14 protein-coding genes are annotated in these 15566 nt (G+C 61.3%); 9 read left to right on the top strand and 5 right to left on the bottom strand.

Features of this window, described 5'->3' with window-relative positions; all coding sequences use genetic code 11:
* Positions 1 to 45: 45 nt before the first annotated feature.
* Together NW844_RS06960 and NW844_RS06965 are read right to left on the bottom strand one after the other, a co-directional pair.
* Positions 46 to 1398, bottom strand: coding sequence for a TldD/PmbA family protein (locus NW844_RS06960; protein WP_414334647.1), 1353 nt, complete (start codon positions 1396 to 1398; stop codon positions 46 to 48).
* A gap of 140 nt (positions 1399 to 1538) precedes the next feature.
* Complete coding sequence (locus NW844_RS06965) at positions 1539 to 1934, bottom strand: hypothetical protein (protein WP_414334649.1); 396 nt, start codon at positions 1932 to 1934, stop codon at positions 1539 to 1541.
* Positions 1935 to 2052: 118 nt separating this feature from the next.
* Here NW844_RS06965 and NW844_RS06970 point away from each other — a divergent pair, with 118 nt between their 5' ends.
* The 3 genes from NW844_RS06970 to NW844_RS06980 all read left to right on the top strand — a co-directional run bounded on the left by NW844_RS06970 (position 2053) and on the right by NW844_RS06980 (position 5220).
* Positions 2053 to 2361: a TIGR02450 family Trp-rich protein gene (locus tag NW844_RS06970; protein ID WP_414334651.1), complete on the top strand. Its 309-nt coding sequence runs from the start codon at positions 2053 to 2055 to the stop codon at positions 2359 to 2361.
* A 305-nt stretch (positions 2362 to 2666) separates the two neighbouring features.
* Positions 2667 to 3140 carry a 2-C-methyl-D-erythritol 2,4-cyclodiphosphate synthase gene (ispF, locus tag NW844_RS06975; RefSeq protein ID WP_414334653.1) on the top strand — a complete coding sequence of 158 codons (474 nt, stop codon included), beginning with the start codon at positions 2667 to 2669 and terminating at the stop codon, positions 3138 to 3140.
* 298 nt (positions 3141 to 3438) lie between these two features.
* Positions 3439 to 5220: an ABC transporter substrate-binding protein gene (locus NW844_RS06980; protein ID WP_414334655.1), complete on the top strand. Its 1782-nt coding sequence runs from the start codon at positions 3439 to 3441 to the stop codon at positions 5218 to 5220.
* Position 5221: 1 nt separating this feature from the next.
* On the opposite strand, the gene NW844_RS06985 is transcribed toward NW844_RS06980, so the two are convergent.
* On the bottom strand, positions 5222 to 7387 hold the full coding sequence (locus NW844_RS06985; RefSeq protein ID WP_414334657.1) for a glycogen debranching N-terminal domain-containing protein: 2166 nt from the start codon (positions 7385 to 7387) through the stop codon (positions 5222 to 5224).
* A 58-nt stretch (positions 7388 to 7445) separates the two neighbouring features.
* Positions 7446 to 8528 (bottom strand): glycosyltransferase family 4 protein, encoded by a 1083-nt coding sequence (locus NW844_RS06990; protein ID WP_414334659.1) that lies wholly within the window; start codon positions 8526 to 8528, stop codon positions 7446 to 7448.
* Positions 8529 to 8850: 322 nt separating this feature from the next.
* On the opposite strand from NW844_RS06990, the gene NW844_RS06995 reads away from it, so the two are divergent.
* Positions 8851 to 10566 (top strand): succinate dehydrogenase/fumarate reductase flavoprotein subunit, encoded by a 1716-nt coding sequence (locus NW844_RS06995; RefSeq protein WP_414334660.1) that lies wholly within the window; start codon positions 8851 to 8853, stop codon positions 10564 to 10566.
* A 94-nt stretch (positions 10567 to 10660) separates the two neighbouring features.
* Positions 10661 to 10993, top strand: a complete 333-nt coding sequence (locus tag NW844_RS07000) for an aminotransferase class III-fold pyridoxal phosphate-dependent enzyme (RefSeq protein WP_414334662.1) — start codon at positions 10661 to 10663, stop codon at positions 10991 to 10993.
* Here NW844_RS07000 and NW844_RS07005 read toward each other — a convergent pair.
* On the bottom strand, positions 10990 to 11715 hold the full coding sequence (locus tag NW844_RS07005) for a hypothetical protein (RefSeq protein ID WP_414334664.1): 726 nt from the start codon (positions 11713 to 11715) through the stop codon (positions 10990 to 10992). The two genes, NW844_RS07000 and NW844_RS07005, sit on opposite strands and share 4 nt — an antisense overlap.
* Before the next feature lie 294 nt (positions 11716 to 12009).
* Between NW844_RS07005 and purF the strand changes: the two genes are divergently transcribed.
* The 4 genes from purF to NW844_RS07025 form a co-directional block, all read left to right on the top strand.
* On the top strand, positions 12010 to 13557 hold the full coding sequence (gene purF / locus NW844_RS07010; RefSeq protein WP_414334666.1) for an amidophosphoribosyltransferase: 1548 nt from the start codon (positions 12010 to 12012) through the stop codon (positions 13555 to 13557).
* A gap of 44 nt (positions 13558 to 13601) precedes the next feature.
* Entirely contained in the window at positions 13602 to 14144 is a 543-nt protein-coding gene (gene def, locus NW844_RS07015) for a peptide deformylase (RefSeq protein WP_414334668.1), read from the top strand.
* Positions 14145 to 14152: 8 nt separating this feature from the next.
* Complete coding sequence (locus tag NW844_RS07020) at positions 14153 to 14569, top strand: thiol-disulfide oxidoreductase DCC family protein (protein ID WP_414334670.1); 417 nt, start codon at positions 14153 to 14155, stop codon at positions 14567 to 14569.
* Positions 14570 to 15035: 466 nt separating this feature from the next.
* Positions 15036 to 15566, top strand: a 531-nt coding sequence (locus tag NW844_RS07025) for a pentapeptide repeat-containing protein (protein ID WP_414334672.1), incomplete at its 3' end; no start/stop codon positions are given.

Raw genomic sequence — 15566 nt, forward strand, 5'->3', positions numbered from 1 at the left:
AAATGCTCTGCCCGGCTGTGGAGGGCCTTGCCTGCCGCTTCAGGATTAGCCCGCCGTTACCGATACATCTTCGATGCGCAGAGTCGGAAAGGCCGTGGTGCCGTTGAAAACAGTTACCTCTTGTGAGATGGCGGAGATATTGCGCAAACAATCGTAGAGGTTGCCGGCAATGGTGGTCTCCAGGATGGGGCGCTTCTCGCCACCTTTGACCAAAAAGCCCCCCTTCACCACTCCGGAAAAATCGCCGGTGATCGGGTTGCTGCTGCCGGAAAGCCGCGTGACGATAATGCCCCGCTCCATCGCATACAGCTCAGACAAAGGGGTTGTCCCCGGGGCCACGCTCAGACAGGCCGGCCCCACGCCCGGCAAGCTGCCCGCCCCCCCTGTGGCATGGCCGTTGGAGGGAACGCCGGCAGCCCGGCCTTCGTAGCTGTTGTACATGAAGTTGCAGAGGATCCCTTCGTGGATCAGGGGGGTAATTTGGCGTGGCATCCCCTCGCGGTCGAAGGGCTCGATGGGGTGGCCGGGCAAGCCCAGCCCCTCGGAAACCAAGGTCAACAGGGGGCTGGCGATCAGGGATCCCATCTTCTGCGCCAGCGGGCTTTTGCCCTTGCGCACCGCGTCCGCCCCCAGCACAAAGAGGAGGTCTCCCAGAAACTCCTCCACCACATCCGGCGGCAGGACGATGGGGCCGCGAAAACTCTCCCCCTCCCTAGCCCCTAGGGCCCCCACACACTTTTGCACAAAGCGCTCAAAAGCCCGCTCCAGCGCCGGCAGCAGCTCCGCCCGCTTCTGCACACTGTCGCCGTCGTAGGCAAAGCTGCCCACCTCGTCCCCATCGATGGCCATGCCAAACAGGGATCCGCCCGCCTCGACGCTGTGGTAGTTGGCGCGGATGCCGGTGGAAGAAGCAATGGCCACGGTATCCTCTTCCACGCTGAAGGAGCCGCTGTCAATGGTGATGCGGGGGTCTTGGAAGCGCACCCACTCCACCAGTTGGGATCCCAGTTGCGTCAGCTCGGCAGCATCCAGTTCCAGCAGGCCTGGGTCGAGGGCAAAGGGCACCTGGGGCAGAGGCTGGGGATCCGGCAGGCCGTTGAGGGGATCCGCCGGCGAAGCCTTGGCCATGGCCACCGCCTCAGCCGCTGTCTCGGCCAGCTCTTCCGGGCGGTTGGAAGTGGCAAAGCCCAGCCTGCCGCCGCAGAAAACCCGGATGCCGAACAGGGTCTCGCTGCTGCTGCGGGCCAGGTTGAGGTCATTTTTCTCAAAAGTTACTTCCGTCTCACGGCCTGAGTTGGCAAACACCTCTGCTTGGTCGGCCCCGGCAGCCAAGGCCTTTTGCACACCCTGTTCGCAAAGATCCAGCAGGTTTTCAGGAGCAATGACGGAGCCGGCCATAGAACTTGAGAGCTGCAAGAGAACAGTTCTATTATCGACCCTGCTGCCAAGACCTGCCCCAACAGCAGGGGGCAGATGATCTCAACTGGTCACTTAGGCTTGGGATCCCTTTGCCGGCAGCTTTGCGGATCCCTGGCGCATCAGGGCTGCTCCAGCGGCTGATCCGAGAACAGCAAGGGGGCAATGTTGGCGGCTTGGTTGAGCGGGATCTCGTCGTGGATGGCGTACTGATAAAACTGATCCAGCCGCTGACACAGACCTTCTGGGGTCAAAGCTTGCACATTGGAGCTGATGATGTAACTCTGGGCAGGAGAGGCCCGAAACGCCTGAAAGGCTTTGCGACAAAACGCCTGCTTGGCCTCAGGATCCGCCTGGCGCCACTCCGGCCCTGTGAGTTTGCCAGAGAGTGCCGGCTCAGTTGCCGCCCAAGCGCTGGACGCGACCAGGGGCAGTCCCGTTGCCCAAACCAGCCAGGCCAGGAGGAGCAGCAATACCTGCTGCCAAGAGAACCCAAGCCGTTGCTTGTGCTGCACCATAGGTGGATATGCTGAGGGAAGGAGCTTGGAATGCCGAAGCATCCCTAGCGATCCTATCGCCCTCGGTCTCCCCCATCCAGCCGAGGACAGCCCTGGAGCAAGGTTGGCAAGCAGCTCTATGGCTCGCAGCAAACCCCGCCAAAAACAGCGCTTTCCCCATCTGCTGGGCTCCAAGTGGACTTCTGTCCAGCCTGTGATGGGTTGGCGACATTTTCAGGTCGCCGCCCGCCAAGAGGGGCAAGGGGGGCTGGTGTTTGCCGAGCTGAGGGCCGTCTGCGATCCCCAGGTGCGCCTCTGGGTCAACGCCGCCACCCTCAAAAACCGGGATCTCTGGCAGCCGGGCTGGACGCCGCTGGAAGACGGGATCCCCTGCGGATCTGGCGGATCGTCTCTCTCTAGAGACTCAGGGATCCCCGGATCCCTCTAGCGCTGTATTCTTCTAGCTACAAGACTTTTGAGGAGAAAACGATGCCCAGGTGTGATGTCTGTGGGAAAGAGCTCGGCTACGGCGACTATCAATGGGCCAAGCGCTGTACCAATCCCTACGGGAAATCCCACCTTATCTGCTTCGACTGCTACAGCGGTTCTTCCTGTCCCATCTGCTCCTCCCCTCTCGAGTCGGCAGAATAGAAAGAAGTCGTTCTCAACAGCCGCTTTTCCTCTCCCGGTGAGCCAAGCTCTTGGAAGGAAGTTGGCAAAAGTCTCGCTGGTGTTCCCAAGGGAGCCGCAACAGTGCGCATTGGCCAGGGCTATGACATCCACCGCCTCGTAGAAGGGCGCCCCCTGATCCTAGGCGGGATCCGGATCCCTTATGAAAAGGGTCTGTTGGGCCACAGCGACGCCGACGTGCTCACCCACGCCATTATGGACGCCCTCCTAGGAGCCGCCGCCCTGCGGGACATTGGCTACTACTTTCCCCCGGAAGAGGAGCGCTGGAAAGGGGCAGACAGCATTCTCCTCTTGCAGCAGGTGGTGCAGTTGGTAAGCCAAGAGGGCTGGCGCATTGCCAACGTCGATAGCGTCGTGGTGGCAGAGCAGCCCAAGCTCAAGCCCCACATCCCCGCCATGCAGGCCCGCCTGGCCGAGGCCATGCAACTATCGCCCAAACAGGTAGGCGTGAAGGCCACCACCAACGAAAAACTCGGCCCCGTCGGCCAGGGAGAGGCCATGGCTGCCTTTGCCGTCGCCCTGCTGGTGGAACGCTGAGCTGCCGGCTTGCGGAAAGCACCTGGCCGTTGCCCTGCCCAAGCTGCCAAACTGGCAAGCAATCGCTCCCTCAAAAAACCAATTGGCCCCCATTGTCGTGAAACCCCCTGCCGCCTCGATCCCAGCTCCCCTCTCCCTCAGGGAGAGGGGCCGGGGGTGAGGGCTGACTCCCCCCGGGAGAGGGGCTGGGGGTGGTCGCGTGAGCGGCGCGGAGCGCTTGGGCATCTCCAGGAGAGGGGCTGGGGGTGAGGGCCGCCGGCGGGCCCCCTCAAACTTGCTCGGATACTCAGCAAAGGAAATGGCAGGCCAAAGCAATACCTCAACAGAGCAGCTCAAGAGCAGCCTTTTTGCCCCCCTATTCCTAGGGATCCTCCTTCTCTGGCTTAGCGCCTGTGCTGCCCCCGCTCGCCCGCCCCACCTGATTGCCACCGTCACCTCGGATCCCAAAACCTTCAACACCTATCTGGCCACCGAGAGCTCCAGCCGCGACGCCATCGCTTACCTGGAGGCGGGCCTGGTCACCCTCGATGAAGATACCCTCCTGCCCAAGCCGGAGCTGGCGGAAGGCTGGGAAGTGTCTGAGGACGGCTTGCGCTATGTCTTCACCTTGCGGGAGGGGCTGCGCTGGTCGGACGGGGAGCCCCTGACAGCGGCAGATGTGGACTTTACCTTCAACCGCATCATCTTTGACGAGCGGATCCCGACCTCGGCGCGGGATGTGTTGCGCATCGGCGAGGCGGGGGCGCTGCCCCAGGTGCGGGCCTTGGACGAGCGGCGGGTTGAGTTTGTCCTGCCGGAGCCCTTTGCCCCTTTCCTGTTGCAGGCCGGGTCCCCTCTCTTGCCCAAGCACATTCTGCAGCCCACTGTGGAGCAGGTGGACGGCCAGGGCAACCCCCTCTTTCTCCAGACCTGGGGAGTTGACACGCCGGTGCAGGAATTGGTGGGGGCCGGCCCCTACATCTTGCAGGAATATACCCCCGGACAGCGGCTGGTGTACCGTCCCAACCCCTACTACTGGAAAGGGGAAGGGATCCCGCGCATCGAGCGGGTCATCCTGCGCATCGTGGACTCGGAAGATACGGCCCTGTTGCAGTTTCGCTCCGGCGAGACCGACGTGTTTTCGGTGCGAGGCAGAGATTTTCAGCTCCTGAAGCGGGAGGAAGAACGGGATCAGTTCAGGATTTACAATCTCGGCCCCACCCTCAACAACAATTTCTTTGCCTTCAACCTCAGCCGGGCCCGCAACCCCCAAACCGGACGGCCCTTTGTGGATCCCGTCAAAAGCCGCTGGTTCAACGATTTGAACTTCCGCCGGGCGGTGGCCCACGCCCTGAACCGGCAATTTTACGTCGAGAGCGTCCTGCAGGGGCTGGGCGAGATCCAGCACTCGGTCTTCTCCCCCGCCAGCCCCTTTTACCTCAGCCCGGCAGAGGGCCTGCCCACCTACGACTACGATCCCGAAAAGGCGCGGCAACTGCTCTTGGCTGCCGGCTATACCTACGACGCCGAAGGCCACCTACGGGATCCCGACGGCAACCGCGTCCGCTTCAGTCTCATCACCAACGCCGGCAACAACCAGCGGGAGGCCACCGGCGCCCTGATCAAGGCCGACCTGGCACGGATCGGCATCACCGTTGACTTCACCCCCATCGCCTTCAACACGGTGGTGCAGCGCACCGACAGCCGCGACTGGGAAACCTTGTTGCTGGGCTTTGGCGGCGGCGGCACCGAGCCCAACAACGGCTCCAACATCTGGCGCAGCGATGGCCGCCTGCACCTGTTTAACCTGGGGGATCTGCCCGGCAATCCCGCCGAAGGAGTGGAAGTGAGCGATTGGGAGCGGGAGATCGACCGCATCTTTATTGCGGGGGTGCGGGAGCTGGACTTTGAAAAGCGCAAGGCCCTCTACGACCGCTTTCAAGTGATCATCCAGGAACAACTGCCCCAGATCGGCACCTTCAACCCCCTGGTGCTCTCGGCCCTGCGCAACCGCCTGCAAGGGGTGGATCCCCGCCCCATCCTCGGCCCTCTCTGGAACCTGGATCAGCTTTCCATCCAGGACATGCTGCAGGAGCGGTAGCCTACCTCACCGTCAGCTCCACCTCCCCCGTGCTCCTGAGGACGTTGATCCCCACCCCTCCTGCCTGGAGATACAGACCGATGTCCAGGGATCCCCGCCCCACCTGGATGTTCTCAAGAGTTACATGGGGCAGCCACAGGGGCAGGGTGGGCTGGGTGAGGCGCACCTGTTGGGCCAGCCCGTCGATCTCCAGGCCTAGGCAGGCCTGCAGCAGCAGGAACACGCTGGCCGCCGCCCAGGACTGGGGCAGACAGGCCACCGGGTAGAGGGTGGGGCCTTCCCGCTGGCGCCGGCGAAAGCCACAGAACAGCTCCGGCAGCCGCCGCAGCTCCAGAAACTGGCTGGCATCGAACAAGGCCGTCAACACCTGGGCCGCCGCCGCCTTGTGGCCATAGCGGGAGAGTCCGGCTGCAATCAGGGCGTTGTCGTGGGGCCAGATGGAGCCGTTGTGGTAAGACATGGGGTTGTAGCGCCCTTCCCCTTCTGCCAGCGTGCGGATGCCCCAGCCGCTGAAAAAAGCCGGCTCCAAAAGTTGCCGCGCGATGCGCTCGGCATGCTGCGGGTGGGCGATCCCAGAAAACAGGCAGTGGCCCATGTTGGAGCTGCGCACGCGGCAGGGCTGCTTGCGCCCGTCCAAAGCCAGGACATAGCCGCCCAGCTCCTCGCACCAAAACTGCTCCCAAAACCGCTGCTGCAGTTTCTGGGCCTGCTGCCGCAGTTGCGCTGCTTGCTCGTGCCGCCCCAACAGCTCCGCCATCTCCGCCGCCAACAGCTTGGCCTCGTAGGCGTAGCCCTGCACCTCGCACAGGGCTATGGGTGGCTCGGCCAGGGATCCGTCGGCATAGAAGATGGCATCTTCCGAGTCTTTCCAGCCCTGGTTGCGCAGGCCCCGCCGCGCCTTACCGGCATACTCCAAAAAGCCGTCGCCGTCGGGATCCCCGTAGGTGTCCATCCAGTGGAGAGCTGCCTCGATATTCGGCCACAACTGCCGCAACAGCTCGAGATCCCCACTGCGGCGCACATAGCGCCCTGCTAGCACCACAAACAAAGGAGTGGCGTCGATGCTGCCGAAATAATTGCCAAAGGGGATCTCACGCGTCTTGGCCATCTCGCTGTAGCGCTGCTCGTGCAGGATCTTGCCCGGCTCAGCATCGCGGCTGGGATCCACCTCCTGAGCCTGGTGGGCTGCTAGGTACAGCAACACCCCCCGGGCCAAGTCGGGGAACCACCAGAGGGTGGCCAAGGCGGTGATTAGCGCGTCGCGGCCAAAGACCGTGGCAAACCAAGGCACCCCGGCGTGGGGATAGAGCCCATAGGGGGTGCGGGCCAGCATCATCACCAGGTCGTCCCGCGAGGCGTTGAGCCACTCGTTAAACTGGGCGTTGCCAGTATCGATGCGGTGGGCCAGAGAGCGCAACACGGCCCGCTGCTCCCGCTCCGCCTGCAGCGCCTCCTGGTAGCTCAAGAGCGGGATCTCCTCGCCGCCATAGCTGCAGACGACCCTCACCTCTAAGTCCCGCTCCTCCTGCGGCGCCAGCGGCACCCACCACTGCGCCAGCTTTTCCGAAACCACGTCCGGCGCAGGAGAAAACAAGATCCGGGTTTGCCGCTCCACCCCGTCCAGGCCGTGGTAGCGCAAGGTTACCCCTTCTGAGCTCACCTGGGCTGGCAGCAGTTGTCCCCGCTTTGTCCGCCGGATGCCGCGAATCTCAAACATATCGGCAAAATCGGCCTCAAAGCGCAGGGTAAGCGGCACCCGAAACGGCTCCGAGCCGTAGTTGTGGATGCGAATCCGCTCGTAGGCCACGTTGTTCCACAAAAAAGTAGTCCGCAGAACATGCAGAGTATCTTGACCGATAAACTGCCCCTTCGAGGTGGTGAACTCGGGGTTGGTCAGATCCACCGCCAGAATATCCTTGTCTTCCCGCACCTCTGAGCTGAGCAGCAAAAACTGTTTCCCCTGCAAATCCAAGACCAGCCGTGACAAGAAGCGGGTATCGTCGCGAAACAGGCCGTGATCCCGGATGCCTAGGGGGCGCATGTTGCCCAAGCGGTCAAAAATAGCAAAGCAGTTGTCCTGCTTGAGGACATGGGGACGCGCCTCCACCATGGAAGCGCTGGCGCGGATGTAGTACTGATCCTGAATCTGGATGATGTCTTCGGCCATCTGCGTCTTCCCACCCAACCAAAGGAGCAAAACAGTAGCCCCCCAGATAGCCCCGGCTTTACCTAGGCAGGGTTGACAGGCCGGGGGTGGCTTTCTTCGAGCGCTCCTGCCGTTCGTTCACCAATTGGTTGTAAAGAGCCTCGTACTCCGACACCATCCTCTCAACGCTAAACCGCTCCTCAAACACCTGCCGCACCCCAGCTCGGTCAAGGGATCCCACCTTTTCTACTGCCTCCACTGCCTCCTCCACCGAGTCCACAATAAAGCCGGAGCGGCGGTCGGCCATCACTTCTGGCACCGAGCCAAAGCGAGTGGCAATCACCGGCGTGCCACAGGCCATCGCTTCGATCATCACCAGCCCAAAGGGTTCCGGCCAGCGGATGGGAAACAGCACCGCATAGGCCTTGCCCAAGAACTCGCTCTTCTCTTGCTCGGTGATTTCCCCCACGATCTCCACATTGGGGTGGCGGCTGGCCAAAGGCTTAATCTCTAACTCGTAGTACTGGCGATCCACGGCGTCAATCTTGATAGCAGCTTTCAGCGGCATCCCCGCCCGCGCGGCAATTTCGATGGCCGTGTCCAGCCCTTTCTCCGGCGAGACCCGGCCCAGAAAAGCCAGGTAATCTCCCTTTTCTGGATAGAAACGGTGCAGATTCAGGGGCAAACCATGATAGACCGTCCCCACCCAGCGCGCCTGGGGCAGGGGCCGCCGCTGGGCATTGGAGATGGAGACCACCGGGATGTCCTGAAACTCGGTGTAGAGAGGCTGCAGCTCGGGAATATCCAATCGCCCGTGCAGGGTGGCCAAAAAAGAAACTTGGGGATGGCGGCGGGCCAGGGCGTAGGGGTAGTAGTCAATGTGGCCGTGGATGATGTCAAACTCATCGGCCATCTGAAAGGCTTTCTCCACCATCAGGATGTGGGGCGCCACCGTGTCGATGGCCGTGGGATCCAAGCGCAAAGCCCGCTCCCGAAAAGGGATCAGGCGAGCTTGGGTTTGGGAGTCGCCGCTGGCAAATAGGGTCACCTCGTGCCCGCGCCGCACCAGCTCTTCGGTTAGCCAGGACACCACTCGCTCGGTGCCGCCGTAGAGCTTGGGGGGCACGCTCTCATGCAAAGGGGCAATCTGAGCAATGCGCATAGCCATCCTCCGCACTCAATCTTGACGTTAACCGTTTAGGGCTGCCTGCCGGGCTGAGGTCAACGGTATTTCCAGGCGCTGACCGTAGGAGCACCGGTTGCCCAGAGCAAACTTCAGAGCCAAATCAAGGGCAGGCTCCAGCTTCTATCCTATCCAGACAAGCCTGTTGGATGGGTTCCCCAGAAAGGGCTATTGCCGGGAACCGCACTGCCGGTGCGAATGAGCCACGTTCGGTTGCTGCTGCCATGGGGGCAGGCATAATGGGAAGACGCCATCTTGCCTGCGGTGGTTCTCCGTTGTGAGGGTTTGCCCACATCCATTCATGCTGGAGCACGACATTGTCATCGTTGGCGGGGGGCTGGCCGGTTGCCGGGCGGCTTTGGAGGCCATGCGGCGGGATCCCGGCCTCGACCTGGCCTTGGTATCCAAAACCCATCCGATTCGCAGCCACTCGGTAGCAGCGCAGGGGGGCATTGCCGCTGCCCTGCAAAATGTCGATCCGCGAGATTCCTGGGAAGCCCATGCCTTCGATACCGTCAAGGGATCCGATTATCTGGCGGATCAGGATGCGGTGGAGATTCTGGCCCGAGAAGCCCCTGAGGTGATTATCGATCTGGAGCACTTGGGGGTTTTGTTCTCCCGCCTGCCGGATGGCCGCATTGCCCAGCGGGCCTTTGGGGGACACAGCCACCCGCGCACCTGTTATGCCGCCGACAAAACCGGGCACGCCATTTTGCACGAGTTGGTGAGCAACCTCCAGCGTTTTGGGGTCAAGCTCTACAGCGAATGGTATGTGCTGGAGCTCATTCTGGAAGAAAACCAGGTCAAGGGAGTGGTGATGCTGGAGCTGGCCAGCGGACGGCTGGAGGTGGTGCGGGCCAAGGCAGTCATGTTGGCCACGGGCGGCTATGGGCGCATCTACAACTCCACCTCCAACGACTTTGCCTCGACCGGCGACGGCATGGCGATGGTGGCGCGGGCCGGCCTGCCTCTGCAGGATATGGAGTTTGTGCAGTTTCATCCCACGGGCCTGTATCCGGTGGGGGTGTTGATCTCGGAGGCGGTGCGCGGGGAGGGGGCTTATCTGATCAACGGGAAAGGAGAGCGCTTTATGGCTGCCTATGCCCCCAGCCAGATGGAGTTGGCCCCTCGGGATATCACGTCGCGGGCGATTGTTACGGAGGTGCGGGCCGGACGCGGGATCGACGGAAAAGATTTTGTCTATTTGGATCTGCGGCATCTGGGGGCAGAAACCATTCACATGCGGCTGCCCTTTTGTTGGGAGGAGGCCCATCGCCACCTGGGCATCGATGCGGTTGTGGATCCCATTCCGGTGCGACCGACGGTGCACTACTGCATGGGCGGGATCCCGGTGACGGTGGATGGGCAGGTGCTGCGGGATGCCCATACCCGCGTGGAAGGGCTGTTTGCTGCCGGTGAAACGGCCTGTGTTTCGGTGCATGGGGCCAACCGGCTGGGCAGCAACTCTCTTCTGGAGTGCGTGGTCTTCGGGCGGCGCACAGGGGCAGCTATGGTAGAAGCCGTCAGGGGGCGAGCCTTGCCGAAGTTGGACGAGGGATCCCTGCTCAACCAGGCCGCCGAGCGGATCGCCAGGCTGCTGGAGCGATCCGGGGCAAGCCGCATTGATCAGGTGCGGCGGCAGTTTCAAGATTGCATGACCGAGCATTGTGGGGTTTATCGCAGCGAATCGGTTCTTCGAGAAGGGATCCAAAAATGGCACCGGATCCGCCGGCGTTACGAGCAGGATTTGCGCCTGGACGATCGGGGCAGCGTGTGGAACACCGAGCTCATCGAAGCCCTGGAGCTGGACAACCTCATGACGGTGGGGGCCTTGATCCTCGCCAGCGCTCTGGAACGGCGGGAAAGTCGCGGCTCCCACGCGCGGGAAGACTATCCCCAGCGGGATGATCAACGGTTTTTACAGCACACCTTGGCCGCTTTTCGCGAGGGATCCCCCCAGATCAGCTATCGTCCCGTGGTGATCACCCGCTTTCTTCCTCAGGAGCGGAAATACTAACTTTCCAGAGGTATCCCAAGCCGATTAGGATCGCCCCATCGAGTTTTTCCACGGCTATACCTACTCCGGCCACCCGGTTGCCAGTGCCGCCGGCTTGGCCACCCTGAACCTGTATCAAGAAGAAGGCTTGTTGGAGCGGGCCGCCAGCCTCGCCCCCCTCTGGGAAGAAGCTCTCCATTCTCTGCGGGGCTTGCCCCATGTCATCGATGTGCGCAACCTCGGCTTGGTGGGGGCCATTGAATTGGAAGGGATCCCTGGCCGACCGACAGCGCAGGCTTTTGAAGCTTTCTTACGCTGCTACGAACGGGGCGTGCTGATCCGCACCACAGGTGATACCATCGCCCTTTCCCCACCTTTGATCATCGAGGAAACCCACATTGAACGCTTGGTCGCCACCTTGAGGCAAGTCCTTCAAGAGCTGCCCTAGGGAGTTGGGGCGCTCCTTTGGTTGGCCGTCGGCGTTGGCGAAGGGCTGGGAGTAGGACTGGGGCTAGGCGAAGGCGATACCGAGGGAAAGGGATTGGGGGTGCCGGCTGGCGTTGGTGAAGGGGAAGGGCTGGGCGCAGGCAACACCCGCAGAGGAGCCTTGGCGGAGGCGATGCGGCCTTGGGTATCCGCCACCATCGCCGTCACTTCATACTCCCCGGTGGGAGCAGAAGCGGGAATGGTAATGGGGATGGTGCCAATGCAGGTTTTGCTGTTGGCCTGACAGCCGACGGCAGCGGCGGTGAAATCAAACGTCAGCGTGAGAGGGTTCCGCCGGATTTCCACCCGGAAGCTGATGCCAGCTCCCAAACCCGCAGGAGTTGTCACGGCCACCAAGACATTAAAAGGAACCGTCTGTCGCGCGTCCGCCAGCGATACCACGGCAATCGAAGGTGGCTCCGCCGAGAAGGATGCGGTGGGGGAAGGACTGGGGAACGGATTCAAGAGTGGAGTGGGGGTCGGGGTGAGCAGAGGCGTCTGGACGGGAGTGAGCGTCGGGAGGGGACTGGGGACGAGAAAAGGCGTGGGCGTCGGTGCCACAACCGTTACCGGCACAGGAGTAATGGTAACCGAGGGTTGCTCGCGGCCATCTTCTTGGCAGGCCACCAGTGACAACGACACAAAAGCGGCTACACTGGCTTTCATCGCAGAGATTGCCAACATCCAGCTCTGACGGAACCTAGGGGGCTGCTGTTTCATGGGCTTTGGCTCCTCACAACACAAGCTTGGGGGTTTGTTAGGAAAACCGAGTCTCGGCAGCGTTCAACTCAAAAACCCGCACCGTCCTGCTCCCTCAACCGCGAAAGCAGAGTCTCGCAAGTGCTCCTAACACTATAGATAGAGCCTCAATTTTTTGCAAACACTATGGGTGTCACCAATCGCATGGGATCCGCCTTGGCGGTGAGATCTCAAGAGCGCTCGGGTTAGACTGATAAGTGCCACAGCAAGAGGGGATCCATGGCAGCAAAGGTGGAAGCAGAACCATCGCCAGCTCAGGAAGGGCCCAAAGAGGCCTGCGGCGTGTTCGGCATTTTGGCCCCCGGCGAGGAGGTGGCCAAGCTGACCTACTTTGGGCTGTTTGCCCTGCAGCACCGCGGCCAGGAATCGGCGGGGATTGCCACCTTTGAGGGGGCCTTTTGCCGAGTGCACAAGGCAATGGGGCTGGTTTCCCAAGTGTTTGACGAGGTGAACTTAGGCCAGCTCAGCGGCGATCTGGCAGTAGGCCACACCCGCTACTCCACTACGGGATCCAGCCGCATGGCCAACGCCCAGCCGGTGATTGTGGAAACCCGCTTGGGGCCGCTGGCTTTGGCTCACAATGGGAACTTGGTCAATGCCGAAGAGCTGCGCAGAGAACTGGAAGCTGCCGAGTGCCACCTCACCGGTAGCACCGACTCGGAATGTATTGCCCACACCATTGCCCAGGCAGTGAACCAAGGTCAAGACTGGGTGGGAGCCACCTGTCAAGCTTTGCGCCGCTGCCGCGGGGCTTTCAGTCTAGTTATCGGCACGCCAGAGGGTCTGATTGGGGCGCGGGATCCCTACGGCGTGCGTCCGCTGGTGTTGGGGCTTTTGAGCAGCAACCCCGCCAGACAGGAGCTGCTGCAACCGCAGAGGCTGGGGATCCTCTGCAGCGACGGCACGCTCAACCACCCAGAAGCCCAGCCACTGCACTACGTGTTGGCTTCGGAAACCTGTGCTTTGGATATCATTGGAGCGGATTATCTGCGCCAGGTGGAGCCGGGAGAACTGGTGTGGATCAGCCGTCAGGGGTTGCAATCGCTGCGCTGGGCCGAGGCCAACCCCAAACTGTGCATCTTTGAGATGATCTACTTTGCCCGCCCCGACAGTTGCATGCACGGGGAGAGCCTCTACTCCTACCGGGTGCGGCTGGGAGAACAACTGGCCAAAGAAGCTCCGGCAGAGGCCGACTGGGTGATCTCGGTGCCCGACTCCGGCACACCGGCAGCCATTGGCTATGCCCGCCAACTGGGGATCCCCTACACGGAAGGGCTAATTAAAAACCGCTATGTGGGCCGCACCTTTATTCAGCCCACCCAGTCGATGCGGGAGCGGGGCATTCGCATGAAGCTCAACCCCCTCGAAGACGTGCTGCGGGGGCAGCGGATTGTGATTGTAGACGACTCGATTGTGCGGGGCACCACCAGCCAGAAAATCGTCAAAGCCCTGCGCCAGGCAGGAGCTACGGAGGTCCACATGCGCATCTCCAGCCCCCCCGTTACCCATCCCTGCTTCTACGGCATTGACACCGACAGCCAAGACCAGCTCATTGCCGCCAAGTATTCGGTAGCAGAAATTGCCGAGAAAATCGGGGTGGACTCATTGGCCTACTTGAGCTGGGAAGGCATGCTGGCCGCCACAGGTCGGGATCCCAATTCCTTTTGCTCGGCTTGCTTTACCGGCCACTACCCCATCCCCATTCCTGAGGGGCTGAAGCGCTCCAAGCTGGCTTTGGAAACGGTAGCCAGCCGCAAAGATCGCTAGCAAGGTTGCCCACCAGGATCCCCGTTAGACTGGGAGAAGAGGCTTTGAAAAATTACACTATGGGCTTGCGTCTACACCAAATAGGGGATCCCATCCTGACGCAGGTGGCTGAGCCGGTCGCCGAGTTTGGGACGCCGGCTTTGCAAAGCCTAATTGAAGAGATGCTCGCCACTTTGAAAGAGGCGCAAGGGGTGGGTCTGGCCGCCCCTCAGGTGGGATCCCCTCTCCAGATCCTCATCGTGGCCTCCCGTCCCAACCCTCGCTATCCCGATGCACCCCAGATGGAGCCCCTGGTCATGATTAACCCCCGTCCCTTGGCCTTGAGTGACGAGCAGGTGTTGGGGTGGGAGGGCTGCTTGAGCGTGCCCAACTGCCGCGGCTTGGTGGCCCGTGCCCGCGAGGTGGAGGTGGAGTATTACACCCCTGCGGGATCGCGGCAGCAGGTGGTCTGGCGGGACTTTCCGGCCCGCATCTTCCAGCACGAATACGATCACCTCTTGGGCCGGTTGTTCCTGGATCGGCAGCCGCAGCAACTGCTTTCTGAGGCCGACTACCAAGCCCGGATTTTGGCCCAGCCCCCTGCCTGAGGATCCCTATGCCCTACCTGGTCATCTACGACGGCCTGTGCAACCTTTGCGCCAATGGGGTCAAGCTTTTAGAGCAACTGGATCGCGGCCAGCAGTTTCGCTACGCCCCCATGCAAGACACGGCCACCCTGGCCCAATGGGGGATCCCACCCGAGCAGATGGAACTGGGGATGATCCTGATCGACCTGGAGCAGCCAGAGCGCCGCTGGCAGGGATCCGACGCCGTCGAACACATTGCCGCCCTCTTGCCCAGCGGATCCCTGTGGCTGGCCCTCTACCGCAACCTCCCCGGCCTTAAGCTTTTGGGAGACTGGGGCTACGCCCAGATCCGGGATCACCGCTACGAGTGGTTTGGCCGCCGCGACACCCTTTATCTACCTGCTGCCTGCGAGCGTTGCCGGGATCCCCTGGCCCAGACCGACTGAGGCATGGGTAGCTGAAACGGTTCGTTATGTTGTTACTGCTACACAACGCAGTCGCAAACGCACCGGCAGCGCGGAGTGCCTAGAGAACGTCTTAATCGAGTTTGAAATAACCATCAATTCAATTGTCTGGCACAAGGGATCCCTTTTCCAGGTTTGAACTCCTCTTCTCAAGCCTGGCGTGCTTGAAATGCTCTAGACAATCTTAAGACTCGATTAAGACTGGCTTCCTGGAGAGAACCCCTCAAGTTTGACTTGAGCTCTCTCCAGGGTCAAGGTAAAAATAGAGACGAAGCTAGCCAACAGGGGGTGGGCCGTGGCTACAAGAGACTGTGGACAGGCTGAAGCTGAGGGAGTTGCCGGTGGTTCAGAAGCCGTTCAGTTAGTTCCTAGAAGGGGGGATCTCGTTAGCGGAAATGGAGCTATGGGAAGTTTTGGCGAAAGAAGCAGAAAGCTTTTTCTACAGACAATGCTACAACCCCTGGATTGGGAAGTGCAGTTTGCGGTTTGGAAAACCCTACTGAACTCTGGCATCCCTCAACTGGTGCAAGTAGCAAAAAGATATCCCGTTCCCCTACGTCCAGTTGGAAACCCTGAAGAGAGATATCGAGCCGGCGAGCGGGACTTTCGCTGGGCAGATCTGAGGGGGGGCAACCTCAGCCGGCTAGATCTAAGGGGGCTCGACTTAAGCGGGGCCAGTTTAGTTCGGGCAAGGCTGAGCCAGGTCAATCTAAGCCACACCAGCCTGATTGGAGCCAACCTCAGCCAGGCAGACCTCAGCGGCGCAGATCTGAGAGGAGCCGACTTAAAGGGAGCTAACCTGATGGGGGCCAATCTCATTGGCGCCAACTTGCAAGGAGCTAATCTGGCAGACGCCAACCTGAAGTGGGTCGTCATTTCCCCCGAAACTCAAATTGACCGCAAGTGGCGGCTGGTCTGGGAAATTGTCAACGGCCACGCTCAGGGAAAAAACCTAGCTCAGGCGGACTTGAGCGGGGCA

This window comes from Synechococcus sp. H55.2, from assembly GCF_047462495.1.
Taxonomy (GTDB): Bacteria; Cyanobacteriota; Cyanobacteriia; order Thermostichales; family Thermostichaceae; genus Thermostichus.